Here is a 23,642-nt window from a genome sequence, read left to right on the forward strand (position 1 = left end):
CGTGCGCGCCCTTTCGTGTTCGTACGCACTCTTCGTGAGGGGACGTCATCCCAGCCAGTGCCGCCGGCCGATGCTGATCAGGCGCATGCGGCGGGTCGCAGCCCGGATGACCTGGTCCTGCTCCTCGGGGGACGCGTCCAGGAGGTTGGAGGCGGTCACCAGCATCTGGTCGACGTACAGGCCCGCGAGCATCAGCAGGTCGTCGTCGCTCCAGCCCGCCGACTCCGGGTGCTGGGCCAGCGCGGTCTTCACCTCGGCGGTGAACCGGGTGAGTTGCTCCGCGATCGCGGCCCGGACCTTCTGGACCCCGCCGTTGCGTTCACGGGCGATAAAGCGGATGTGGGCTGGGTACTCGGCGACATGACGGGCGATCAGCGCGATGGCGCGCTCTATACGTTCGTCGCCGTCGCCGGCTGCGGACACCGTGCCGGCGATTACGGCGTGCAGGCTGCCCAGTGCCTCCTCGACCAGGGCCACCCCGAGATCCGCCGTCGAGGGGAAGTGCCGGTAGAAGGCGGTCGGGGCGACGCCCACGGCCCTGGTGACCTCGCGCAGGCCCAGACTGCTGAGGCTCTGCTCCTCCAGCAGGGCCAGCGCGGCGTCCAGGAACGCCTGCCTCGTCTTCTGTTTCTGGGCCTGCCGGACGCCGAGGGTGTGACTCATGCCATGCAGTTAACAACTGTTCTCCGGGATTGGAAAGACGCGTACAGGCTAGACTGATAAGTCAGTGAACAACTGTAACTACAAGCGTTCACCGATCGACGATCAGCACTCACGACACCACGAGAGGCATCTCATGCTGTTCCTCGTCGCGGCACTCCTGCTGCTGGGCGTCGTCCTGGGCACCGTGGCCCACGCGCCGCTCTCCTTCACCCTCGTCGCCGCCGCGGTCATCGGCGTCTGGCTGGCCGTCTTCGCGGCCCGCGAGCATCACTCACGCCGCCGCGCGAACACCAACTGACCACGCCCTTACGCTTGTTGGGAGCAGACCCATGCAACTGACCACCGCCGCGCCCCAGCGCCGTAACGCTGTCCGTCGCGACGCCGACGGCATGGCAGTGGCGTCCTTCGTCCTCGGCCTGGTGGGGCTCCTGGTCTTCAACATCTTTCTCGGCCCCATCGCCATCGTCCTGGCGTCGGTAGCCCTCCACCGCAACACCACGCGTCGCGGTCGCGCCTACCTGGGCCTGGGCCTGGGCATCGCCGACCTACTGGTCCTCGCGGCCTTCATGTCGGCGGACAACACCATGTCGTGGAGCCTCGGCGGCTGACGGAAGGTGTTGCGCGCCTGGTTGGCTACGGGGTTGGCCGCGGGCAGAGCCTGGTCGGCTGCGGGCAGTCGTGCCGCTACCGCTCGGCCCGGCCGAGGCAGAAAACAGCGGGCTCTAGAATTGGGCCCACCATGGCATACCTCGACCACGCCGCGACCACCCCGATGCTCCCGGAGGCGGTCGAGGCAATGACCGCCCAGCTGGGCGCAACCGGCAACGCCTCCTCCCTGCACGCCGCCGGCCGCCGTGCGCGGCGAACCGTCGAGGAAGCCCGCGAAACCCTGGCGGCAGCCCTCGGCGCACGCCCCAGCGAGGTGGTCCTCACCTCCGGCGGCACCGAGGCCGACAACCTCGCCGTGAAGGGCCTGTACTGGTCCCGCCGCGACGCCGACCCGGCCCGCACCCGGGTCCTGGCCAGCCCCGTCGAGCACCACGCTGTCCTGGACGCTGTGCACTGGCTCGGCGAACACGAGGGCGCCACGGTCGAGTACCTCCCGGTCGACCCGTACGGCCGCGTCCACCCCGAGGCCCTGCGCGAGGCCATCGCCCGCAACCCCGACGATGTGGCGCTCGCCACGATCATGTGGGCGAACAACGAGATCGGCACGGTGCTGCCGGTCCGTGAACTGGCCGACGTCGCCGCCGAGTTCGACATCCCCCTGCACGCCGACGCCGTCCAGGCCTTCGGCCAGCTCCCCGTCGACTTCGGCGCCTCCGGGCTCGCCGCGATGTCCGTCTCCGGCCACAAGATCGGCGGCCCGTACGGCATCGGCGCCCTGCTCCTCGGCCGCGAGTACAGCCCCGTACCCGTCCTGCACGGCGGCGGCCAGGAGCGCCACGTCCGCTCCGGGACCCTGGACGTGCCCGCCGTCGCCGCCTTCGCCGTCGCCGGCCGGACCGCTGCCGAGCAGCGCGAGTGGTTCGCCCGCGAGATCGGCGCGCTGCGGGACGACCTGGTCGACGCCGTACGCAAGGCCGTCCCCGACGCCATCCTCGGCGGCGACCCCGCCGGCGAGGGCCGACTGCCCGCGAACGCCCACTTCACGTTCCCGGGCTGCGAGGGCGACTCGCTGCTGCTGCTCCTGGACGCCCAGGGCATCGAGTGCTCCACGGGCTCGGCGTGCACGGCGGGCGTGGCTCAGCCCAGCCATGTCCTCCTCGCCACGGGCACCGACCCGGACCTGGCCCGCGGCACCCTCCGCTTCTCCCTCGGCCACACCTCCACGGAGGCGGACGTCGAAGCGGTGGCCCAGGCGATCGGCCCGGCGGTGGAGAGGGCACGGACGGCGGGGCTCAGCTAGGCGGGCTTGCCGAAGTCCGGCGCGCTATTGCGCCCGAGGGGGCCGCAGGCCCCCAAGGGGCGCGGGGCTGTGACATCTGCGGCTCCGCCGCGGGGCGCGACCAGCCACAACGGATCCGCAGCTCAAAACCGCCTCACCCAGCGGAGCGCTCACGCACTGGCGCTGCGCGCCTCTTGGACCAGCCGCATGTACCGGTCCCAGTCCCAGCCGTCCCCGGGATCCGTGTGGGTCGCCTCCGGCACCTCGACGTGGCCGATGATGTGCTTCCGGTCCACGGGTATCTTGTGGCGCGCACAGACCCGGGCGGTCAGCTGTGCCGACGCGCGGTACATCGCGTCCGTGAAGTCCTGCGGACGGTCCACGAAACCCTCGTGCTCTATGCCTATGCTCCGCTCGTTGTACTCCCGGTTCCCCGCGTGGTACGCCACGTCCAGCTCGCGGATCATCTGGGCGACATGCCCGTCCTTGCGGAAGACGTAGTGCGCTGCCGCGCCGTGTGCCGGATTCTGGAAAACCTTCACCGCCGAGTCGAAACTGCCCTGCGTGACGTGAATGACGACCATGTCGATCGTGTAGTCGGCGGGCCGGTCCGCCATCCGCCAGTTCGCCGAGGACGCGGCGACCCACTGGGCGCCCGAGAAGTCGACCTCCCCCTCTTTCCGCGGCTTGCGCATGCCGGGCATCTTCCACATGTCCCGGGCCATCCCCTCGCGCATGGCGCCGCCCTGCGCCAGTTGGTCCCACCCCAGCGTGGCCCCGCCCACGGCAGCCGCGGCCCCACCGACGATCAGCGCCCGCCGGCCGATGGGTCGTCCCGCCTCCTTCTCCCGGCGGTGTCTGCGAGGGGGCTCCTGAGAGGAGTCCGTCGCCCGCAGACCTGACCACTGATTCGTCCAGTCCTCTCCCATGAAAGGGCCAACGGATACCCGCGGGCTCCGGTTCCCATGGACCCGTACCCTGGAAGCGTTATGACTGAGATCTCACAGCGCCCCCTCCGCGTACTGGCCGCCATGTCCGGCGGCGTGGACTCCGCCGTCGCCGCCGCCCGAGCCGCCGAAGCCGGGCACGACGTGACCGGTGTCCACCTCGCCCTCTCGGCGAACCCGCAATCGTTCCGCACGGGCGCGCGTGGCTGTTGCACCATCGAGGACTCGCGCGACGCCCGCCGCGCCGCGGACGTGATCGGCATCCCCTTCTACGTCTGGGACCTCGCCGAGCGCTTCCGTGAGGACGTGGTCGAGGACTTCGTCGCCGAGTACGAGGCCGGCCGTACCCCGAACCCCTGCCTGCGCTGCAACGAGAAGATCAAGTTCGCGGCCCTCCTCGACAAGGCCCTCGCCCTGGGCTTCGACGCCGTCTGCACCGGTCACTACGCCAAGGTGATCGTGAACGACGACGGCACGCGCGAGCTGCACCGTGCCTCCGACATGGCCAAGGACCAGTCGTACGTCCTCGGAGTCCTCGACGACCGCCAGCTCGCGCACGCCCTCTTCCCGCTCGGCGACACGGTCACGACGAAGGACGAGATCCGCGCGGAGGCCGAGCACCGGGGCCTGGCCGTCGCCAAGAAGCCGGACTCGCACGACATCTGCTTCATCGCCGACGGTGACACCCAGGGCTTCCTGGCGAACCGGCTGGGCAAGTCGGAGGGCGACATCGTCGACGAGTCCGGTGACAAGGTGGGCACCCACGAGGGCGCGTACGGCTTCACGATCGGCCAGCGCAAGGGGCTCCGCATCGGGACGCCCGCCCCGGACGGCAAGCCGCGCTACGTCCTCGACATCTCGCCGGTGAACAACACAGTGACGGTAGGCCCGGCGGCGTCTCTGGAGGTCTCTGCCCTGACGGCCATCAAGCCCCGCTGGTGCGGCGCGGCCCCGACCGGCCCGGGTACGTACACGGCGCAGTTGCGCGCCCACGGGGGCGAGACGGTCGTCACCGCCGAGCTCGTCGACGGCTCCCTGGAGGTCGCCTTCACCGAGCCCGTCCGCGGCGTCGCTCCCGGCCAGGCGATCGTGCTGTACGACGGCACGCGGGTGGTGGGCTCGGCGACGATCGCGACGACGGCGCGGGCGACGACTGCGGTGGCCTAGTCGGTCAGATGACTTCAACTTCGTAGAAGCACACGTGGTTCTTGATCTCCGCGACCTCCGGCTTCGGGTCCGGATAGGTCCAGACGAGGTCGGGGGCGCCGGGCAGCGACCAGTAGGACGCGTCGCCCTTGAAGGGGCAGTGGGTGTGGGTGTCCGAGGGCGTCAGCAATTCGGTGCGTACGTCCTCAATGGGCAGGTAGTAGCGCACGGGCAAGCCTGTTTCGCGCAGCAGCAGAGGGCGTGTACTCTCCGCGAGCACCTGCCCGTCGTGCACCACGCGTACGTGCTCGGTGCCCTGCTCGATGGTGATGCGGTGGCCTGCGGTCACGTTCCGGCTCCTCGAATAGGGGTCTCACCGGGTGCAAGCGCACGCCGACGGCGGATTCTTCCCTGACGTCGTCCGATCGGGAGTCCCTATGGGAGCCACGCGACTGACCCGCTACCGCAAAAGCCTTGCCCATCAGGTGACTTACGCGCTGCGGCACCCCGAGAAGGTGCCCCCGTACGCCCGCCGGGCCGCGCGTGACGCCTGGCTGCGGCTCAAACACCGCGACCACATCGCGTACTACCGGGCCGTGATGGCCTCCGACGCCGCGCGCAGTACGGAGGCGGCGGTGGGCCACAATCCGTCACGCGACCGGTGGGCCCAGATCGGCCGGATGCAGTTCGACTATCTGGTGCGGCACGGGCTGAAGCCGCAGCACAGGATGCTGGAGATCGGCTGCGGGAACCTGCGCGCCGGGCGGCTGTTCATCGACCACCTGGAAAGCGGCCACTACTACGGGATCGACATCTCGCCGGACATCCTGATCGCGGCCCAGGACACCCTTGTACGGGAAGGACTCCAGGCCAAGCTGCCCCACCTGACGCTCACGAACGACCTGACCTTCGCCTTCCTGCCCGACGCGTACTTCGACGTGGTGCACGCGCACAGTGTGTTCTCGCATTCGCCGCCGGACGTCATCGAGCAGTGCCTCGCTCATATCGGCCGCGTTCTCGCGCCGGGCGGGTTCTTCGACTTCACCTTCGACCGGACCGAGGGCAGAGAACACCAGGTGCTGCACGAGGACTTCTACTACCGCACCGACACGCTCGTCGAACTGGCCGCGAAACACGGCCTTTCGGCCCGGTTCATGGACGACTGGGAGAAGCTGCCGCATGGTCAGTCGAAGCTCCGGGTGACCGCGATGTCAGAGGCGGCCCGTACCGTGAAGCCATGAACATCTGCGTCTTTCTCTCGGCCGCCGATCTCGACGAGCGCTATACGCGCCCCGCCCGCGAGTTCGCCGAACTGCTCGGCAAGGGTGGGCACACCCTGGTGTGGGGCGGTTCGGACGTCGGGCTCATGAAGGTCGTCGCCGACGGGGTGCAGGAGGCGGGTGGGCGGCTGCTCGGGGTCTCCGTGGAGTTCCTGGTGGCCAAGGCGCGGCCGGGCGCCGACGAGATGGTCGTGGCGCGGGACCTCGCCGAGCGGAAGGCGCTGCTTCTGGAGAAGGCCGACGCCGTGGTGATCATGGTCGGCGGGACCGGCACGCTGGACGAGGCGACGGACATCCTGGAGCTGAAGAAGCACGGTCACACCACCAAGCCGGTGGTGCTGCTCAACACGGCGGGCTTCTACGACGGCCTCAAGGAGCAGTTCCGGCGCATGGAGGACGAGGGCTTCCTGCCGGTGCCGCTGACCGACCTGGTGTTCTTCGCGGAGGAGCCGGTGGGGGCGCTGGCGTACCTGGAGGAGTCACTCGGCAAACAGTGATGCAGTGGTGCGAGCATGGCGGGCATGGCTACACATGTGATCACCGGGGCCGGTTCCGGAATCGGCGCGGCCGTCGCCCGCCGCCTCCACGCGCGCGGGGACGAGTTGGTGCTGCACGCGCGCGACGCGGGCCGCGCGAAGGAGCTGGCCGCCGAGTTCCCGGGGGCGAAGACCCTGGTCGGCGATCTCGCGGATCCGGACCGGTTGTCCTGGGCGTTCTCGCACCAGACGTTGCCCGGCCGGGTCGATTCGCTCATGCACATCGCGGGCGTCATCGACCTCGGCCCGGTCGGCGAGCTGACCCCCAAGACCTGGCGCCACCAGCTGAACGTCAACCTGATCGCGCCCGCCGAGCTGACCCGGCACTTCCTGCCTCAACTCCGCGTCGCGCAGGGGCATGTGATCTTCGTCAACTCCGGTTCGGGACTCAACGCCGGCCGTGAATGGTCCGCGTACGCCGCCTCCAAGCACGGTCTGAAGGCTCTCGCCGACTCGCTGCGCCACGAGGAGCACGCGAACGGCGTCCGCGTCACCTCGGTCTACCCGGGCCGTACCGCGAGCCCCATGCAGGCCAAGGTCCATCAGCAGGAGGGCAAGGAGTACGACCCCGCGATGTGGATCGACCCGGAGTCGGTGGCGACGACGATCCTGATGGCCCTGGACCTGCCGAGGGACGCGGAGGTCAACGACTTGACGGTGCGGCCGGGGCGCTGACCGCGCTCTCACGATTCCGTACGCTTCCGGCGTGAGCGACACTTCCCGCGTGAGCGAAAACAGCAAGTTCAGGCCCGGTCCCGCGACCGGGATCGGGTCGATGCCGGGCGAGGACGCCCGGGAGGCCGCCAAGACCGTGACCGGGACCTTTGAGGGGCCGGAGACGGGGATGCCGTATCTGGCGGAGCTGCCTGCCCGGGGGCCCGGGGCCGACATGATCGGGCGGACGGCCGGGATGCTGGTCGAGCTGTACGCGCGCGTGGAGCCCAGCGGGTGGCGGATCGGGGACCGGCCGGGGCGGGACACCCGGCGGGCCAGGGCCTGGCTCCGCCAGGACCTCGACGCGCTGGAGGAGTTCACGCAGGGGTACGAAGGGCCGCTGAAGGTGCAGGCGGTGGGGCCCTGGACGCTTGCGGCGGCGCTGGAGCTGAAGAACGGTCAGGTGGCGCTGTCCGATGCCGGCGCCTGCCGTGACCTCGCAGGATCGCTCGCCGAGGGGCTGCGTGCCCATCTCGACGACGTACGACGGCGGGTACCCGGTGCCCAGATCGTGCTGCAACTCGACGAGCCCTCGCTCGTCGCCGTCCTGCGCGGCCAGGTGAAGACCGCGAGCGGCTACCGCACCCACCGGGCCGTGGACCGCCAGGTCGTCGAAGCCACCCTGCGGGACATGGCGGGTGTGCAGGACACAGGGCCCGTCGTCGTGCACACCTGCGCCCCCGATGTCCCGTTCGCCCTGCTGCGCCGGGCCGGAGCAACCGCGATCTCCTTCGACTTCGGGCTCCTCACCGAGCGTGACGACGACGCGATCGGGGAAGCAGTCGAAGGGGGCACGAAGCTGTTCGCGGGCGTAGTGCCGGGCACGGACGGCCCATTGTCAGACCCTGCCGGTAGCGTCATGGGTGTCAGGACGCTGTGGCGCAGGCTGGGGCTGAATCCGGGGCTTCTCGCGGAGTCGGTCACAGTCACTCCGACGTGCGGACTCGCGGGTGCTTCGCCCGAGTACGCGCGCCGGGCGCTCGCCCACTGCGTCCAGGCGGCGAGATCCCTCGCGGACAACCCAGAGTAAGGGGAGGACGACACGGTGGCCGGCGACAAGGACGCACAGACTGGTTCGACTGCGGGGCCCGTGCCCGCCGAGGCACGGGAGAAGCACGCGCAGCTGGCGGAGCAGATCGAGGAGCACCGCTTCCGGTACTACGTGAAGGACGCGCCCGTCGTCAGCGACGCGGAGTTCGACCAGCTCCTGCGCGCCCTGGAGGCCCTGGAGGAGGAGTATCCCGAGCTGCGTACGCCCGACTCGCCGACCCAGAAGGTGGCGGGGGCGTACGAGACGGAGTTCACGGCCGTCCAGCACCGCGAGCGCATGCTGTCGCTGGACAACGCCTTCGACGAGGCGGAGCTGGCGGCCTGGGCCGACCGAGTCGCGAAGGAGGTCGGCACGTCCGACCACCACTTCCTGTGCGAGCTGAAGGTCGACGGCCTCGCGGTCAACCTCACCTATGAGCACGGCCGCCTCACGCGCGCGGCGACCCGCGGCGACGGCCGCATGGGCGAGGACATCACGCCGAACGTCCGGACGATCGCCGAGATCCCCGACCGCCTGAGGGGCGACCGCATCCCCGACCTCGTGGAGATCCGCGGCGAGGTCTACTTCCCGATGGAGAAGTTCCAGGAGCTCAACGCCCGCCTGGTGGAGGCCGGAGACAAGCCCTTCGCCAACCCGCGCAACGCCGCGGCGGGTTCACTGCGCCAGAAGGACCCCCGCGTCACGGCCACCCGACCCCTGCACATGGTGGTGCACGGCATCGGCGCCCGAGAGGGCTTCGACGGACTCGACCGGCTCTCACAGGCCTACGACCTGCTGCGCGAGTGGGGGCTGCCGACGACCCCGTACAGCAAGGTGGTCGACGACCTCGACGGCGTACGGGAGTTCATCGAGTACTACGGAGAAAACCGCCACTCCGTGCAGCACGAGATCGACGGCGTCGTCGTGAAGCTCGACGAGATCCCCCTTCAGGGCCGTCTCGGATCGACCTCGCGCGCCCCGCGCTGGGCGATCGCGTGGAAGTACGCGCCGGAGGAGGTCAACACCAAGCTGGTCAACATCCGGGTGGGCGTGGGCCGTACCGGCCGCGTCACGCCGTATGCGCAGGTGGAGCCGGTCACCGTGGCGGGCTCCGAGGTCGAGTTCGCCACGCTGCACAACCAGGACGTGGTCAAGGCCAAGGGCGTCCTCATCGGCGACACGGTGGTGCTGCGCAAGGCCGGTGACGTCATCCCGGAGATCCTCGGCCCGGTCGTCGATCTGCGCGACGGCAGCGAGCGGGAGTTCGTGATGCCTGCCGAGTGCCCCGAGTGCGGCACACCGCTGGCGCCCGCCAAGGAGGGCGACATCGATCTGCGCTGCCCCAACGGCCGCACCTGCCCGGCCCAGTTGCGCGAGCGCCTCTTCTATCTCGCGGGCCGCAAGAGCCTGGACATCGAGAACTTCGGATACGTCGCCGCCGCCGCGCTCACCAAACCCCTGGAGCCCGCCGAGCCACCCCTCAAGGACGAGGGCGACCTCTTCGACCTCACCATCGAGCAGTTGCTGCCCATCAAGGCGTACGTCCTCGACCAGGACAGCGGCTTGCCGAAGCGGGACCCGGAGACCGGTAAGGAGAAGGACGCCTGGATCTTCGCCAACAAGGAGGGCGGGCCGCGGAAGAACGCGCTGGCGATGCTCAAGAACATCGAGGCCGCCAAGCAGCGCCCGCTCGCCCGTATCCTCACCGGCCTGTCGATCCGTCATGTCGGACCGGTCGCCGCCGAGGCGCTGGCCCGTGAGTTCCGCTCCGTCGACCGTATCGAGCAAGCCACCGAGGAGGAGCTGGCCGCCACCGAGGGAGTCGGCGCGATCATCGCGGCCTCCCTCAAGGAGTGGTTCACGGTGGACTGGCACCAGGAGATCCTGCGCAAGTGGCGGGCGGCCGGTGTCCGGATGGCGGAAGAGAGTTCGGGCGAGGACGAAGGACCGCGCCCGCTCGAAGGACTCACCGTCGTCGTCACCGGAACGCTCGAGCACTACACACGGGACGGCGCGAAGGAGCAACTCCAGATTCGGGGCGCGAAAGTAACCGGTTCGGTTTCGAAGAAGACTTCTTTTGTAGTCGTTGGTGACAATCCTGGATCGAAGTACGACAAGGCGATGCAGCTCAAAGTGCCTGTTCTGAACGAGGACGGCTTTGCCGTTCTGCTCGAACAAGGTCCGGAAGCAGCCGCTGAAGTCGCGCTTCCGGTCGAGGAGTAGGGATTGAAGGTCACCCGTTCGGCGCATACCAGATGCATGTGGGTGGCCTGGTCGCATTCGGGCAACCGTAGACGACCGGTGCCCGTAGAAGCCTTCTGCGGCCTACTGTTGAGATGTGCGCCTGCCGTGCCCAGCTGCGGTCGGGGCATCCCCCACTCGTCAAGAGCGGGGGAAGGGTTTTCAGACGCGGTGCCGTTAGAGGGTGTCGGGCATCGGGCCGCGTGGCGTGGGCACCGCCGGCTGTGAGAGGGACGGGAATGGAACCGACCGAGAGCGCCGCCCCGGACTCACGGCTGCGCCCGCGCTGGGTGACCGGTATGCGGAGATGGGGGGCGTCCCTGGCTGCAGCCGGACAGCGCACCATGGTGGCCGGGCACGGGCCGGGCACGGACGCGCGCGGACAGGGGCACGGACAGGGCCGGGTGGGCGCCGGCTCCGGGCTCGGAATGCCCGGCCAGGGGAGCACCGGCGCCGGGCACGGGATGCCCGGCCATGAACCCGAGCGGCAGACGTACTGGCCCACACTGCCCACGGCGGTCGTCGCGGCGGCCGGGTTCGTGCTGGGCGCGGGCTTCTTCCGGGGGTTCACCGGGCACCAGGCGCTCTTTCCGTCCGGTTCCGTCGGCTGGTCTTTTGCCGTGCTGGTCGGCATCATCGTCGGCCATCTGGTGGCGCTCGGCCGCGCCCGCTGGTGGGGCGGCACGGGCTCCGGCGCCGCCCTCACACTCGCCGTCCTGCTGCTGTACGGCTGGGTGCCGGCCGGAATGGTCAGCCTCACCGTCGTCGTGCTCGTCGGCATAGCCCGCCGTCACCGCTGGCGCCAGGGCGTGCTGCAAGGCGCGGTGGACATTCTCGGCATCGGCGGCGGTGCGCTGGTGCTGGCCATCTTCGGCCGGGTCCCGTCCGTGGAGAAGCCCTGGAACCCGGAGAGCTGGACCGTCTACACCGCGCCCGAGGTGGTGTTGGTGGCAGTCGCGTATCTCGCCGTGACGCGCGCGCTCCTGTGGTACCTCCACGCGCCCCGTGCCGGGGTGCCGACCGTCGCCCGTACGGCCCTGGTCAGACACGGGCTCGTGGCCGTGGCGCTGCTCGGTATCGCCCCGCTGATCTGCGTCGTCGCGATGTCGCTCCCCGTACTGCTGCCGCTCTTCTCGATCCCCCTCATCGCGCTCGACTTCAGCCTGTGGATAGCCCGCGCCCGAGCCGAGGAACAACTGCGCGACCCGCTCACCGGGCTGCCCAACCGCCAGTGGCTCCTCGAACGCACCTGGACGGCGCTCGAGGACGCCGAGCGGATCGGTGCGCGTTCCGCACTGATGCTGATCGACCTGGATCGATTCCGGTCCGTGAATGACACGCTGGGACATCTTGCGGGGGACCGGCTGCTGTTGCAGATAGCGGATCGGTTGCGGCTGGCGTTGCCGCGCGGGGCGGAGGCCGCGCGGCTCGGTGGTGACGAGTTCGCCGTACTGCTGCCCGTGGCCGACTCGACGACGTCCGCGACGCGGGTGGCTCGTAACCTCGTCGCCGCGCTCGGTTCGCCACTGGATCTCGACGGGCTGACGCTCGTACTGGAGGCCAGTGCCGGGCTCGCCGTCTTCCCCGATCACGCGCTGGACGCGGAGGGGCTGCTGCGGCGGGCGGATGTCGCGATGTACCAGGCGAAGCGGGACCGTACGGGAGTGGAGGTGTACGAGTCCAAGCGGGACTCCAACACCCCTGACCGGCTGGGGCTGTTGGGGGATCTGCGCCGGGCACTGGATACCGGGGACGTCGAGTTGCACTACCAGCCGAAGGTCCGCTTCGACGGGCAGGTGGCCGGGCTCGAGGCGCTCGTACGGTGGGTGCATCCCGAGCGCGGGAGGGTACCGCCGGACGAGTTCATAGCGATCGCCGAGTCGTCCGGGCTGATGCCGCATCTCACGGAGTACGTGCTGGAGACGGCGCTCGGGCAGGTGGCCCGCTGGCGGGCTCAGGGGCTTTATGTGCCCGTGGCCGTCAATGTGTCGCCGCGCGATGTGCACACGCCGGGGTTCGCCGGAGGCGTCGCCGCACGGCTCGCACGGCACGGGGTCCCGGCGGGGGCCTTGCAGCTGGAGATAACCGAGCATGTGCTGCTCGAGGACCCGCACCGGGCCGCGGCCACGCTGGCCGCGCTGACCGGGCACGGCGTGAAGATGTCCCTCGACGACTTCGGGACCGGGTACTCCTCGCTGGTACATCTGCGCCGGCTGCCCGTGAGCGAACTGAAGATCGACCGGTCCTTCGTGGCTCGGCTGGCCGTCGACACGGAGGACGCCGAGATCGTTCGCTGCACCGTCGATCTCGCGCATTCGCTGGGGCTTCTCGTCGTCGCCGAAGGGGTGGAGGACGACGAGACGTGGGAGCGACTCCGGGACCTCGGATGCGACGCGGTTCAGGGGTGGCTGGTCGCCGCGGCGATGCCCGCGGAGGAGACCACCGCGTGGCTCCGGGCCCGTGGGTCCAGGGGGTGGCAGCGGCCTCGGGCCGCGCTGCCCGCGGCTGCGGCGGATGATCCGGGGCGGGTCGTTTAGGGGCACGGCACCCCAGAGTGTGGGCGGCAGAAAGGAAACCCGGGCGCAGCCACCCGCATCGGCGCCATAGGATTGGCGCAAAGCACACACACTCACCCCTGAGGATCGCTGCATGCCTGGCATCACGCGCGAGGAGGTCGCCCACCTCGCACGGCTGGCGCGTCTGGAGCTGAAGGACGAAGAGCTCGATCACTTCGCCGGTCAGCTCGACGACATCATCGGCGCGGTCGCCCGCGTCAGCGAGGTCGCCGACCAAGACGTACCGCCGACCTCCCACCCGCTGCCGCTGACGAATGTCATGCGCGCGGACGAGGTCCGTCCGTCGCTCACCCCCGAGCAGGCGCTGTCCGGCGCCCCGGCCCAGGAGCAGCAGCGTTTCAAGGTGCCGCAGATCCTGGGGGAGGAGTAACCCGACATGACGGACAACAACGTCACCATCATCAAGCTCACCGCCGCCGAGATCGCCCAGAAGATCGCCGCCGGCGAGCTTACGGCCGTGCAGGTCACCGAGGCCCATCTCGCCCGTATCGAGGCCGTCGACGAGAAGGTGCACGCCTTCCTGCACATCGACCGGGAGGGCGCGCTCGCCCAGGCCCGTGCCGTCGACGAGAAGCGGGAGCGAGGGGAGAAGCTCGGTCCCCTCGCCGGTGTGCCCCTCGCGCTCAAGGACATCTTCACCACCGAGGGGATTCCGACCACCGTCGGTTCGAAGATCCTCGAGGGCTGGATTCCGCCGTACGACGCGACCGTCACCCGGAAGCTGAAGGCCGCCGACGTCGTCATCCTCGGCAAGACCAACATGGACGAGTTCGCCATGGGGTCCAGCACCGAGAACAGCGCGTTCGGGCCGACCGGCAACCCGTGGGACCTGACGCGCATCCCCGGCGGCTCCGGCGGTGGGTCCTCCGCCGCCCTCGCCTCCTTCCAGGCCCCGCTCGCCATCGGCACCGACACCGGCGGCTCCATCCGCCAGCCCGCCGCCGTCACCGGCACGGTCGGCGTGAAGCCGACGTACGGTGGCGTGTCGCGGTACGGCATGGTGGCGTTCTCGTCGTCCCTCGACCAGGGCGGCCCCTGCGCCCGTACGGTCCTGGACGCGGCCCTCCTCCACGAGGCCATCGCCGGTCACGATCCTCTCGACTCGACCTCCATCGCCGCGCCCGTACCGCCCGTTGTCGAGGCCGCCCGCAACGGCAGCGTCGAGGGCATGCGCGTAGGCGTCGTCAGGCAGTTCAGCGGCGAGGGCTACCAGGCCGGTGTCGTCCAGCGCTTCGACGAGTCCGTCGCGCTCCTCAAGGAGCTGGGCGCCGAGATCGTCGAGCTGGACTGCCCGTCCTTCGACCTGGCGCTGTCCGCGTACTACCTGATCGCGCCGTCCGAGTGCTCCTCCAACCTCGCCCGCTTCGACGGCCTGCGCTACGGACTGCGCACCGGCGACGACGGCAGCCGCTCCGCCGAGGACGTCACCTCCCTCACCCGCCAGGCGGGCTTCGGGGACGAGGTCAAGCGCCGCGTCATGCTCGGCACGTACGCCCTGTCGAGCGGCTACTACGACGCGTACTACGGCAGCGCCCAGAAGGTCCGTACGCTCATCACCCGCGACTTCGAGAAGGCCTTCGAGCAGGTCGACGTGATCGTCTCCCCGACGACGCCGACCACCGCCTTCCCGATCGGTGAGCGCGCCGACGACCCAATGGCGATGTACCTCGCGGACCTGTGCACCATCCCGACCAACCTGGCGGGCAACGCCGCCATGTCGCTGCCCTGCGGTCTCGCGCCGGAGGACAACCTCCCGGTCGGTCTGCAGATCATCGCCCCCGCGATGCAGGACGACCGCCTCTACAAGGTGGGCGCCGCGGTCGAGGCCGCGTTCGTGGAACGCTGGGGTCACCCGCTGATCGAGGAGGCTCCGTCGCTGTGAGCAAGGCACTGTCGAAGGCCAAGGGCTTCAAGAATTCGAAGTCCGGTACGTACCTGTCCATGGCCGGGACCGCGTTCGGCGCGATCGGTGTCGCCAAGCGGCTCAAGAAGGCCCGCGCCGAGAAGGACACCCTGGTCCTGATCGACGCCACCGTGTCCGCCGTAGCCATCGTCACCGGCCTCGCCATCCTCTACCGGGAGCTCAAGCGCCTGGGCGACGACGACGTCCTGCTGGGCTGAGAGGGAAAGTTTCACCGTGACTGTCACGACTGAACTGGTGTCGTACGAGGACGCGCTGGCGTCGTACGACCCCGTCATGGGCCTCGAGGTCCATGTCGAACTCGGCACCAAGACCAAGATGTTCTGCGGCTGTTCGACCGAGCTGGGCGCCGAGCCCAACTCGCAGACCTGCCCGACCTGCCTCGGCATGCCCGGCTCGCTCCCGGTCATGAACGCGACCGGTGTCGAGTCCGCGATCAAGATCGGTCTCGCGCTGAACTGCGAGATCGCCGAGTGGTGCCGTTTCGCCCGGAAGAACTACTTCTATCCGGACATGCCGAAGAACTTCCAGACCTCCCAGTACGACGAGCCGATCGCCTTCAACGGCTATCTGGACGTCCAGCTGGAGGACGGCGAGATCTTCCGCGTGGAGATCGAGCGCGCCCACATGGAGGAGGACACCGGCAAGTCCACGCACGTGGGCGGCGCGACGGGCCGTATCCACGGCGCCTCGCACTCCCTGCTGGACTACAACCGCGCCGGCATCCCGCTCATCGAGATCGTCACCAAGCCGATCGAGGGTGCGGGGGAGCGCGCTCCCGAGGTCGCCAAGGCGTACGTCGCCGAACTGCGCGAGCTGATCAAGGCGCTCGGTGTGTCGGAAGCCCGCATGGAGATGGGGCAGATGCGCTGCGACGTGAACCTCTCGCTGCGCCCGAACGGCACCGAGAAGTTCGGCACACGCTCCGAGACGAAGAACGTCAACTCGCTGCGGTCGGTGGAGCGTGCCTGCCGGTACGAGATCCAGCGGCACGCCGCCGTCCTGAACAGCGGTGGCACGATCATCCAGGAGACCCGCCACTTCCACGAGGACACGGGCTCCACGACCTCCGGCCGAGTGAAGGAAGAGGCGGAGGACTACCGCTACTTCCCCGAGCCGGACCTCGTCCCCGTCGCCCCGACCCGCGAGTGGGTCGAGGAGCTGCGGGCGGTCCTGCCCGAACTGCCGCGGCTACGCCGCAACCGGCTGCGTGAGGAGTGGGGGATCTCCGAGCACGACATGCAGTCGATCCTGAACGCGGGCGCGGTCGACCTGATCGCCGCCACGATCGAGGCGGGCGCCGACTCGGCCTCGGCCCGCAAGTGGTGGATGGGCGAACTGGCCCGGAACGCCAACGAGTCGGGCCGCCCGATCGACGCGCTGCCGATCACGCCCGAGCAGGTGGCCCGGGTGACCACGCTGGTCAAGGACGGCTCCCTCAACGACAAGCTGGCCCGTCAGGTCATCGAAGGCGTTCTCGCGGGCGAAGGCACCCCGGACGAGGTCGTCGACAAGCGCGGCCTGAAGGTCGTCTCGGACGAGGGCGCCCTCACGGCCGCCGTCGACGAGGCCATCGCGGGCAACGCGGCCATCGCGGACAAGATCCGCGGCGGCAAGGTGGCCGCGGCGGGTGCCCTCGTGGGCGCGGTCATGAAGGCCACGCGGGGCCAGGCCGACGCGGCGCGCGTCAAGGAACTGATCCTGGAGAAGCTGGGGGTCGAGGGCTAGCCCTCGCTCTGTCGCTTGAGGGGCGGTGCACCTGGGTTCAGGCGCACCGCCCCTCGTGTGTGCCGTCCTGGGGGCTCCGCCCCCAGACCCCCCGTATCGGCCTGGCGGCCTCGTCCTCGATCTCCCCCAGCTACCGCTGGGAGGTGCCCCCAGACGGGCTCGAACGCGGCAACCGAACCGCCATAGGAAGCGCCAGCGCCATCAACCCCACCCCGCACAACAACGTCGTACGGAACCCGTCCGTAGCCGTCAGCAGCAGAGCCGTCAGCGCCGTGCCGACGGACGCGGCCATCTGCAGGATGATGTTCAACGCCGTGCTGCCGGCGGCGACTTCACCGTCCGCGAGGCCGCGCGTGGCCGCGGCCATGACCGGCATGTTGGTCATGCCGACACCTGTGCCCATGACGGCGAGCGAGGCGACCAGGCGCCAGTACGGGGTGTCGGCCCCTGCCTGGACGGCGAAGGCGCAGAAGCCCGCGGCGGCGACCAGGATGCCGGGCACGACGATCGCGCGGGTCGCGACGCGGTCCGAGATCCGGCTGGAGAACTGCATCACCGTGCCGCTGAACAGGAACTGAGGCGCCATCAGCAGGCCGGCCTCGGTGGCGGTCAGGCCGCGCCCCTGCTGCCAGTACAGCGGTACGAGGATCATGGAGCCGAAGTACGCGGCCGAGAACGGCACCATCGTCGCCACCGCCCGCCCGAACGATGCCCTGCGCAGCAGCCGCAGGTCGAGCAGGGGATGGGCGGCTCGCAGCGCCCGTATCGCGAAGGACACCACCAGCGCCGTACCGGCGATGAGCGGGACCACGACGTCTGCGTCGGCGAAGGTGCCGCGCTCGCCGCCCAGCGTCAGGCCGTAGAGGAGGGCCGCGAGGCCGGGGGAGAGGGTGAGCAGGCCGGGCAGGTCCAGTGGGCGGTGGATGCGTTCGTCGTCGCCGCGCAGGACGCGCGCGCCCAGCAGCAGGGTCAGGGCGCCTACGGGGACGTTGACGAAGAAGATCCAGCGCCAGGAGAGCGCGTCGGTGAAGACGCCGCCGAGGATCGGTCCCGCCATCGGGCCGATGAGGACGGGGATGCCGAGGATGCCCATCATCGTGCCCTTGCGCTCCGGCGGGGCCGCGCGCAGGACCACGGTCATCGCGACCGGCATGATCATGCCGCCGCCGAGCCCCTGGAGCACCCGGAAGGTGATCAGCGAACTGGCGTTCCAGGCGAGGCCCGTGAGCGCCGAGCCGAGCGTGAACAGCGTGACGGCGGTGAGGAAGACCCGCTTCGCGCCGAACCGGCCCACCGCCCACGCCGTGACCGGGATGACGGTGGCCAGCGCGAGCGAGTAGCCGGTCACCGTCCACTGGACCACGGACAGCGGGGCGTCGAAGGCGCGTGAGAGGTGGTCCAGCGCGACATTGACGATGGTCATGTCGAGCACCGTCATGAACGAGCCGAGGACCACCACGCCCGCGACGGCCAGGACGTGCCGGGGGATGGCGGGGACCGGCGCGCTCCCGGCCCTCTTCGGCAGCGTGGCGCTCATGCGGCCTCGTACGGCGAAACGGCGCGGCCCGCGCGCAACGTCCGGCCCCACCAGGTCAGTTGGTCCAGCATGCCCTTGGCGGCGCCCTCGGGTAGGTCGGGCCGCAGCAGCGAGCCGTCCTCGGCGAAGTTCTCCCAGGCCATGTGGAAGCTGACCGTGTCCCGCATCGTCACGGCGTGCAACTCGGCGAAGACCAGCCGCAGTTGCTCGACCGCGCGCAGACCGCCGCCTATGCCGCCGTACGAGACGAAGCCGACCGGCTTGGCCTGCCACTGGGTGTAGTGCAGGTCGATGGCGTTCTTCAGGGGGGCCGGGAAGCTGTGGTTGTACTCGGGTGTGATCACCACGAAGGCGTCGGTCGCCTCCAGGGTTGTCGTGACCGGGGCGGCCTCGGGGTGGGGCTCCGGGGAGACGACATCGGGCAGTGGGTGTTCGGCCAGGTCGACGTGGTCGAGTTCGAGACCGTCGCGCTCGGCGGCGAACTTCAGGAACCAGTCGGCGACCACGGGTCCGAAGCGGCCCTCGCGGGTGGAGCCGGTCAGGACGGCGACCCGGAGCGGGGCCTTGGACAGGGTCGGTGCGGTGAATGAGTTCGTCATGCCAGGAAAGTACAACCATCATGGCAGTGAATGCAACGAACGTTGTAATTTTCCAGGTCCGGCTACCGTGACAGGCGACAGGAAGGGGCAGGACGCGTGAGACAGGGGCTCGCCGAGAAGCGGCAGGCGATCGTGCGGGGAGCGCGCCGGGTCTTCGGGCGCGACGGCTACACCCGCGCCGGAATCGACTCCATCGCCAAGGAGGCGGGGGTCTCCACCCGCACGATCTACAACCACTTCCCCGAGGGCAAGGCGCAGCTCTTCCGCGTCGTCATCGTGGAGGGTTCCGAGGAGGTCGTACGGGCCCATGCCGACGCCATCGACCGGCGGTTGTACAAGGTCACGGACCTGGAAGCGGACCTCGCCGACTTCGCGCACGCCTGGATGAGTCCGATGTACGAGTTCGGCGACCACTTCTCCCTCGTACGGCAGTTGCGGGCCGAAATCGGCCATGTTCCGCAGGAGTTCGTGGACGCCTGGCGGGCGTCCGGGCCCGACCGCGCGCTCAAGTTGGTGGCCGCCCGGTTCCGTGAGCTGGCCGACGAGGGGCTGCTCGACGCCCCGGACCCGGAGCGGGCCGCGATGCACTTCCTCCTGCTGACCGGGTCCGAGATCAGCGATCGCACGTACGGGGGCGTGATCCCGATGCCGGACGAGGAGCGGGACGAGCTGATCGTCTCGGGGGTGCGGGCGTTCCTGCACGGGTATCTGCCGCGACGGGAGTCCTCCGGAGGGGCGTGAGCCGGGCCTCGTCGTCCGGGAGGGGTGCCGGTGACCTCACCGGCGCCTTCGACTTCAGCCGCGGTGGACGCCGGGAAATGCGAGGGGATTCACATAAGCGTGCTGTGAAGTCCCTCGCATTTCTGTGAGTAAGTCCACGAAAACGGCTAACGATCTCTACGGCCTGCGAGGGTTGTCCACGTCTTGCTCATGTGTTCTTTGCGGGCGGTTCCCGGTAAAGATCCACAATCCCCCCACGGGAGCTCGTTCGTGGCAGCACTCGCACGCTGGTGTGTCCGGCACCGCCTTCTGGTCGTTCTGCTCTGGATCCTCGCGCTCGGCGGTACGACCGCTGCCGCAGCGGTCGCCGGATCCGCGTACTCGAACGACTACAAGGTGCCAGGCACCGAATCCGGCCGTGCCGCCCAGCTGCTGCAGAAGAGCTTCCCGGACCTCGGCGGGGACAGCGACACGATCGTCTGGCACACCGGCTCCGACACGGGTTTCGTACGGGCCGCCGATGTCGAGCAGACGATGAAGGTCACCCTCGACAAGATCGAGGACCTGCCCGGCGTGGCCTCCGTGACCGACCCGTACGACAGCCAGGGCGCCGGTCGGATCAGCGCCGACGGGCGTACCGCCTACGCCACGGTCACCTTCGACGAGCAGTCCAAGGACGTCGACCAGGCCGAGGTCCAGGCCGTCGTGGACACGGCCAAGGACGCGGAGACGGACGGCCTCCAGGTCGAGCTGGGCGGTAACGCCATCGGGCTCACCGAGTCGTCGGGCGGCCATGTCGCCGAGGTCGTCGGAGTGATCGTCGCCGCCGTGGTTCTCTTCCTCGCCTTCGGCTCGCTCGCCGCCTCCATGCTGCCGATCGCCACGGCCCTGGTGAGCGTCGGCACGGCGTACGCCGGGATCGTGCTGCTCGGCCACTTCATGACCGTCGCCGACTTCGCGCCGATGCTCGGCATGCTGGTCGGCCTCGGCGTCGGCATCGACTACGCGCTGTTCATCGTCACCAGACACCGGCGCGGGCTGAAGCGCGGGCTGCCGGTCGAGGAGGCCGCGCGGAACGCCGTGACCACCACCGGACGCGCCGTCGTCTTCGCGGGCGCAACGGTGTGCATAGCCCTGCTCGGCATGCTCATCCTGCGGCTCAGCTTCCTCAACGGCGTCGCGATCGCCGCCTCCCTGACCGTGCTCCTCACCGTCGCGGCCTCCGTGACCCTGCTGCCCTCGCTGCTCTCCTTCATCGGCATGCGCGCCCTCAGCCGCCGCGAGCGTCGCCACCTGGACGAGCACGGTCCCGCGCCGGAGCTCCCCACCGGGTTCGCCGCCCGCTGGTCCGCCTTCGTCGAGCGGCACCCCAAGCTGCTCGGAGTCGTCGCCCTCGCCGTCATGACCGTGCTGGCGCTGCCCACGCTCGGCCTGCACCTCGGCACCTCGGACCAGGGCAACAACCCGGAGACCGCCACCACCCGCCAGGCGTACGACCTGCTGGCCGACGGCTTCGGCCCCGGCGTCAACGGCCTGCTGACCCTCGTCACCGATGTCGACGGCGCCCAGGACCGGCTCGCCCTCGAGAACCTCGACACCACACTCCGGTCGACCGAGGGTGTCGCCTCGGTGACCCCGGTGACGTACGACACGGGCGGCGACACCGCGTACCTCACCGTCGTGCCGGAGTCCTCGCCGCAGTCCCAGAAGACCAGCGACCTCGTCGACCGGCTGCGCACCGACGTGCTCCCGCGGGCCGAGACGGACACCTCGCTGGACGTGCACGTCGGCGGGGTCACGGCCGGCTACGACGACTTCGCCGAGGTCATCATCGGCAAGCTGCCGCTGTTCGTGGGCGTCGTGATCGGGCTCGGCTGCCTGCTGCTGCTGCTCGCCTTCCGCTCCATCGGCATACCCCTGAAGGCCGCCGCGATGAACGTCGCGGCCGTCGCCGCCGCCTTCGGCGTCGTCGTCGCGATCTTCCAGTGGGGCTGGGGCAGCGAACTGCTCGGCCTCGGCAGCGCGGGCCCGATCGAACCGTTCCTGCCCGTGATCATGGTGTCCGTGCTCTTCGGACTCTCCATGGACTACCAGGTCTTCCTGGTCAGCCGGATGTACGAGGAATGGCTGGAGACCGGCGACAACCGGCGGGCCGTCCGCGTCGGCCTCGCCGAGACCAGCCGGGTGATCAACTCCGCCGCCGTGATCATGATCTCGGTCTTCCTGGCCTTCGTGCTCAGCGGCGACCGCGTCATCGCGATGTTCGGCATCGCGCTCGCCGCCGCGGTCGCGCTCGACGCCTTCGTCCTGCGTACGCTCCTGGTGCCCGCCCTGATGCACATGCTGGGCGGTGCCAACTGGTGGCTGCCCCGCTGGCTCGACCGCCGTCTGCCTCGCATCAGCATCGAACCGTCCGAGTCCAGCCCTGCCGTCCCTGCCGGTCCCGCCGGCTCCTCCCATGCGACGATTCCCGCTGCGCGCGACGGCGCGCTGAGGGACGTACTCGTGAAGGAGCGGCAGCAGGATGTACGCGATATCCCTGGGTGAGGACGGCGCCGAACTGCGACCCCTGGAGCCCTGGCACGCCGAGGAGTTCCTGGCGCACCTGGAGCGGGGACGTGAGTTCATCGGGCGGCACATCCCCTTCGGGGCGAATGTCACAGATGCCGACTCCGCGCGCGAGCTCCTCCAGTCGTACGCCGACAAGCGCGCCGCCGACACCGGCAGCCTGCACGGGCTGTGGCTGGACGGAAAGCTCGTCGGCGGTGTGCTGTTCCTGCACTTCGACGCCGAGCGGGGCACCTGCGAGGTCGGATGCTGGCTTGAACCGGCCGGCGCGGGACGCGGACTGGTCACCCGCGCCATGCGGATCCTCATCGACTGGGCGGTCGAGGAGCGCGGCATCCACCGTGTGGAGTGGCAGGCGTCGACCGCCAACGAACCGAGCATCAATGTGGCGCGGCGGCTGGGCATGAGCCGCGACGGCGTGCTCCGGGAGGTCTACCCCTACCGGGGCGTGCGCCAGGACCTCGAAGTGTGGTCCGTGCTCGCGCCGGAATGGCGTGACGCACGCACGCGTGCAGCTCGCGACGATCATTAAGACACTTCTCAGACAGCGTCCGTACGGTGCGGTGCATGGGATCCAAGACAGTTGACGAGGCCGGCACCGACACCGGCACCGAGGCAAAGCGCGACGAGGAGGACGTGCAGCTCACGAAGGACGGCGACACGGCCGCGGACCAGGCCGACGCCGAGGCGTACGAGGACGACGAGCAGGCGTACAAGGACTCCGCTGACGGCGCCGATGCGGCTGCCGGAGGCTCCGGAGTGGGCCAGGGTGCAGCCGCCGTCGTCTCCGCCGGGCTCGGCATCGTTTCGCTGACGGGCAGCTGGGTCGGCACGGTGGCCTCCGCGCGACAGGAGATCGTCGGCCAGCTGGAGATGCAGGCCGCGTCCAACCCGAGCGTGGCAACGCAGCTCCAGGCGCTCTACGGCGATGCCTGGCAGGCCACCGCTCTGTGGGGCGGGCTCTTCGCGGTGGTCGCACTGGTCGTCGGCGTCGTGGTGCTCGCGCGGCCCGCGTTCGGGAACCCCGACCGGGTGCAGGCCCCGTGGATCAAGTCGGTCGCCTGGGCGGGCGTCTCGCTCGGCGTCGTCGGTCTGCTGCTGGCCGCCCTCAAGTACTCCGACGTCCTGCTGTCCGTACCCAGCGCCGGCTGAACCGCCTACTGGGAAGCTGACTCAAAAACCGCACGTCCTGAGGGGCCTTAGGTCCGCCGCGAGCTACTTACGGCAGACCTAAGGCCCCTCCCGTGCGCAAGATGCGGAACTCTCCCGATGTGACGCACCCCCCTTGGAGACGAAGGTTGAGGCATCGCACCAAGCGAGGCCCGAAACCGACTCTTCATGAGGGGTACGAGATGTTCGAGTACGAGCTCCAGCAGATCCGTTCCGCCGAGATGATCCGCGAGGCCGACAACTACCGGCTGGCGCGCGAGGCCATTCGCGCCCGCCGTGCCGCCCGCCGCTCCGCGAAGGACGACACCGAAGGGCGGGTGAACCGCCGCCCGCACTCACGCCGCCACCGCTTCGCACGCGCGGCGTGATGCCGGCCGG

Annotated in this window: 24 protein-coding genes; 19 read left to right on the forward strand and 5 right to left on the reverse strand. The window is 69.8% G+C overall.

The annotated features are described in order from the left end of the window. Positions 1-45: 45 nt before the first annotated feature. Complete coding sequence (locus tag OP79_RS16670) at positions 46-663, reverse strand: TetR family transcriptional regulator (protein WP_033321007.1); 618 nt, start codon at positions 661-663, stop codon at positions 46-48. 133 nt (positions 664-796) lie between these two features. Here OP79_RS16670 and OP79_RS16675 point away from each other — a divergent pair, with 133 nt between their 5' ends. From OP79_RS16675 to OP79_RS16685, 3 genes are all read left to right on the forward strand, one after another. Then, a complete protein-coding gene (locus tag OP79_RS16675; RefSeq protein WP_033321178.1) occupies positions 797-961 on the forward strand; it encodes a hypothetical protein in 165 nt (54 codons plus the stop codon). A 31-nt stretch (positions 962-992) separates the two neighbouring features. After that, the gene (locus OP79_RS16680) at positions 993-1,271 is read left to right on the forward strand and encodes a DUF4190 domain-containing protein (protein ID WP_033321008.1); all 279 of its coding nucleotides are present in this window, start codon (positions 993-995) and stop codon (positions 1,269-1,271) included. 131 nt (positions 1,272-1,402) lie between these two features. Then, positions 1,403-2,572: a cysteine desulfurase family protein gene (locus OP79_RS16685; RefSeq protein ID WP_033321009.1), complete on the forward strand. Its 1,170-nt coding sequence runs from the start codon at positions 1,403-1,405 to the stop codon at positions 2,570-2,572. A gap of 149 nt (positions 2,573-2,721) precedes the next feature. Here OP79_RS16685 and OP79_RS16690 read toward each other — a convergent pair whose 3' ends face one another. Next, a complete protein-coding gene (locus OP79_RS16690) occupies positions 2,722-3,480 on the reverse strand; it encodes an N-acetylmuramoyl-L-alanine amidase (RefSeq protein WP_078491833.1) in 759 nt (252 codons plus the stop codon). Positions 3,481-3,540: 60 nt separating this feature from the next. Here OP79_RS16690 and mnmA point away from each other — a divergent pair, with 60 nt between their 5' ends. Next, entirely contained in the window at positions 3,541-4,665 is a 1,125-nt protein-coding gene (mnmA, locus tag OP79_RS16695) for a tRNA 2-thiouridine(34) synthase MnmA (protein WP_033321010.1), read from the forward strand. Positions 4,666-4,669: 4 nt separating this feature from the next. Here mnmA and OP79_RS16700 read toward each other — a convergent pair whose 3' ends face one another. Continuing rightward, positions 4,670-4,993 (reverse strand): DUF427 domain-containing protein, encoded by a 324-nt coding sequence (locus tag OP79_RS16700; protein WP_033321011.1) that lies wholly within the window; start codon positions 4,991-4,993, stop codon positions 4,670-4,672. Between the two features lie 88 nt (positions 4,994-5,081). Here OP79_RS16700 and OP79_RS16705 point away from each other — a divergent pair, with 88 nt between their 5' ends. The 10 genes from OP79_RS16705 (at position 5,082) to gatB (ending at position 16,670) form a co-directional block, all read left to right on the forward strand. After that, the gene (locus OP79_RS16705) at positions 5,082-5,885 is read left to right on the forward strand and encodes a class I SAM-dependent methyltransferase (protein WP_211270811.1); all 804 of its coding nucleotides are present in this window, start codon (positions 5,082-5,084) and stop codon (positions 5,883-5,885) included. Beyond that, on the forward strand, positions 5,882-6,421 hold the full coding sequence (locus OP79_RS16710) for an LOG family protein (RefSeq protein WP_033321012.1): 540 nt from the start codon (positions 5,882-5,884) through the stop codon (positions 6,419-6,421). The genes OP79_RS16705 and OP79_RS16710 overlap by 4 nt, the downstream gene beginning before the upstream one ends. 15 nt (positions 6,422-6,436) lie before the next feature. Then, complete coding sequence (locus OP79_RS16715; RefSeq protein ID WP_033321013.1) at positions 6,437-7,135, forward strand: SDR family oxidoreductase; 699 nt, start codon at positions 6,437-6,439, stop codon at positions 7,133-7,135. 49 nt (positions 7,136-7,184) lie between these two features. Then, on the forward strand, positions 7,185-8,204 hold the full coding sequence (locus OP79_RS16720) for a methionine synthase (protein WP_033321014.1): 1,020 nt from the start codon (positions 7,185-7,187) through the stop codon (positions 8,202-8,204). Positions 8,205-8,219: 15 nt separating this feature from the next. Continuing rightward, on the forward strand, positions 8,220-10,427 hold the full coding sequence (gene ligA, locus OP79_RS16725; protein ID WP_033321015.1) for an NAD-dependent DNA ligase LigA: 2,208 nt from the start codon (positions 8,220-8,222) through the stop codon (positions 10,425-10,427). Between the two features lie 113 nt (positions 10,428-10,540). Further along, a complete protein-coding gene (locus OP79_RS16730) occupies positions 10,541-12,982 on the forward strand; it encodes a putative bifunctional diguanylate cyclase/phosphodiesterase (protein ID WP_425428574.1) in 2,442 nt (813 codons plus the stop codon). A 112-nt stretch (positions 12,983-13,094) separates the two neighbouring features. Beyond that, complete coding sequence (gatC, locus tag OP79_RS16735) at positions 13,095-13,391, forward strand: Asp-tRNA(Asn)/Glu-tRNA(Gln) amidotransferase subunit GatC (RefSeq protein ID WP_030258164.1); 297 nt, start codon at positions 13,095-13,097, stop codon at positions 13,389-13,391. 6 nt (positions 13,392-13,397) lie between these two features. Next, positions 13,398-14,903, forward strand: coding sequence for an Asp-tRNA(Asn)/Glu-tRNA(Gln) amidotransferase subunit GatA (gatA, locus tag OP79_RS16740; protein ID WP_033321017.1), 1,506 nt, complete (start codon positions 13,398-13,400; stop codon positions 14,901-14,903). Next, entirely contained in the window at positions 14,900-15,142 is a 243-nt protein-coding gene (locus tag OP79_RS16745) for a hypothetical protein (protein WP_033321018.1), read from the forward strand. The genes gatA and OP79_RS16745 overlap by 4 nt, the downstream gene beginning before the upstream one ends. A 16-nt stretch (positions 15,143-15,158) precedes the next feature. Continuing rightward, positions 15,159-16,670, forward strand: coding sequence for an Asp-tRNA(Asn)/Glu-tRNA(Gln) amidotransferase subunit GatB (gene gatB / locus OP79_RS16750; protein WP_033321019.1), 1,512 nt, complete (start codon positions 15,159-15,161; stop codon positions 16,668-16,670). Between the two features lie 130 nt (positions 16,671-16,800). Here the strand turns inward: gatB and OP79_RS16755 are convergent, their stop codons facing one another. Both OP79_RS16755 and OP79_RS16760 read right to left on the reverse strand, forming a co-directional pair. Further along, positions 16,801-18,207: a DHA2 family efflux MFS transporter permease subunit gene (locus OP79_RS16755; RefSeq protein ID WP_033321020.1), complete on the reverse strand. Its 1,407-nt coding sequence runs from the start codon at positions 18,205-18,207 to the stop codon at positions 16,801-16,803. Then, positions 18,204-18,806, reverse strand: coding sequence for an NADPH-dependent FMN reductase (locus OP79_RS16760; protein WP_033321021.1), 603 nt, complete (start codon positions 18,804-18,806; stop codon positions 18,204-18,206). The genes OP79_RS16755 and OP79_RS16760 overlap by 4 nt, the downstream gene beginning before the upstream one ends. A 96-nt stretch (positions 18,807-18,902) precedes the next feature. Between OP79_RS16760 and OP79_RS16765 the strand changes: the two genes are divergently transcribed. From OP79_RS16765 to OP79_RS16785, 5 genes are all read left to right on the forward strand, one after another. Then, entirely contained in the window at positions 18,903-19,547 is a 645-nt protein-coding gene (locus OP79_RS16765; protein WP_033321022.1) for a TetR/AcrR family transcriptional regulator, read from the forward strand. A gap of 249 nt (positions 19,548-19,796) precedes the next feature. Then, complete coding sequence (locus OP79_RS16770; RefSeq protein WP_033321023.1) at positions 19,797-22,073, forward strand: MMPL family transporter; 2,277 nt, start codon at positions 19,797-19,799, stop codon at positions 22,071-22,073. Then, positions 22,051-22,626, forward strand: coding sequence for a GNAT family N-acetyltransferase (locus OP79_RS16775; RefSeq protein ID WP_033321024.1), 576 nt, complete (start codon positions 22,051-22,053; stop codon positions 22,624-22,626). Before OP79_RS16770 ends, OP79_RS16775 begins: the two co-directional genes overlap by 23 nt. 35 nt (positions 22,627-22,661) lie before the next feature. Beyond that, complete coding sequence (locus tag OP79_RS16780) at positions 22,662-23,246, forward strand: hypothetical protein (protein ID WP_033321025.1); 585 nt, start codon at positions 22,662-22,664, stop codon at positions 23,244-23,246. A 200-nt stretch (positions 23,247-23,446) separates the two neighbouring features. Continuing rightward, positions 23,447-23,632, forward strand: coding sequence for a hypothetical protein (locus tag OP79_RS16785; RefSeq protein ID WP_033321026.1), 186 nt, complete (start codon positions 23,447-23,449; stop codon positions 23,630-23,632). The last annotated feature ends 10 nt before the right edge of the window (positions 23,633-23,642 follow it).

The organism is Streptomyces yerevanensis, from assembly GCF_000716805.1.
GTDB classification, from domain to species: Bacteria; Actinomycetota; Actinomycetes; order Streptomycetales; family Streptomycetaceae; genus Streptomyces; species Streptomyces flaveus.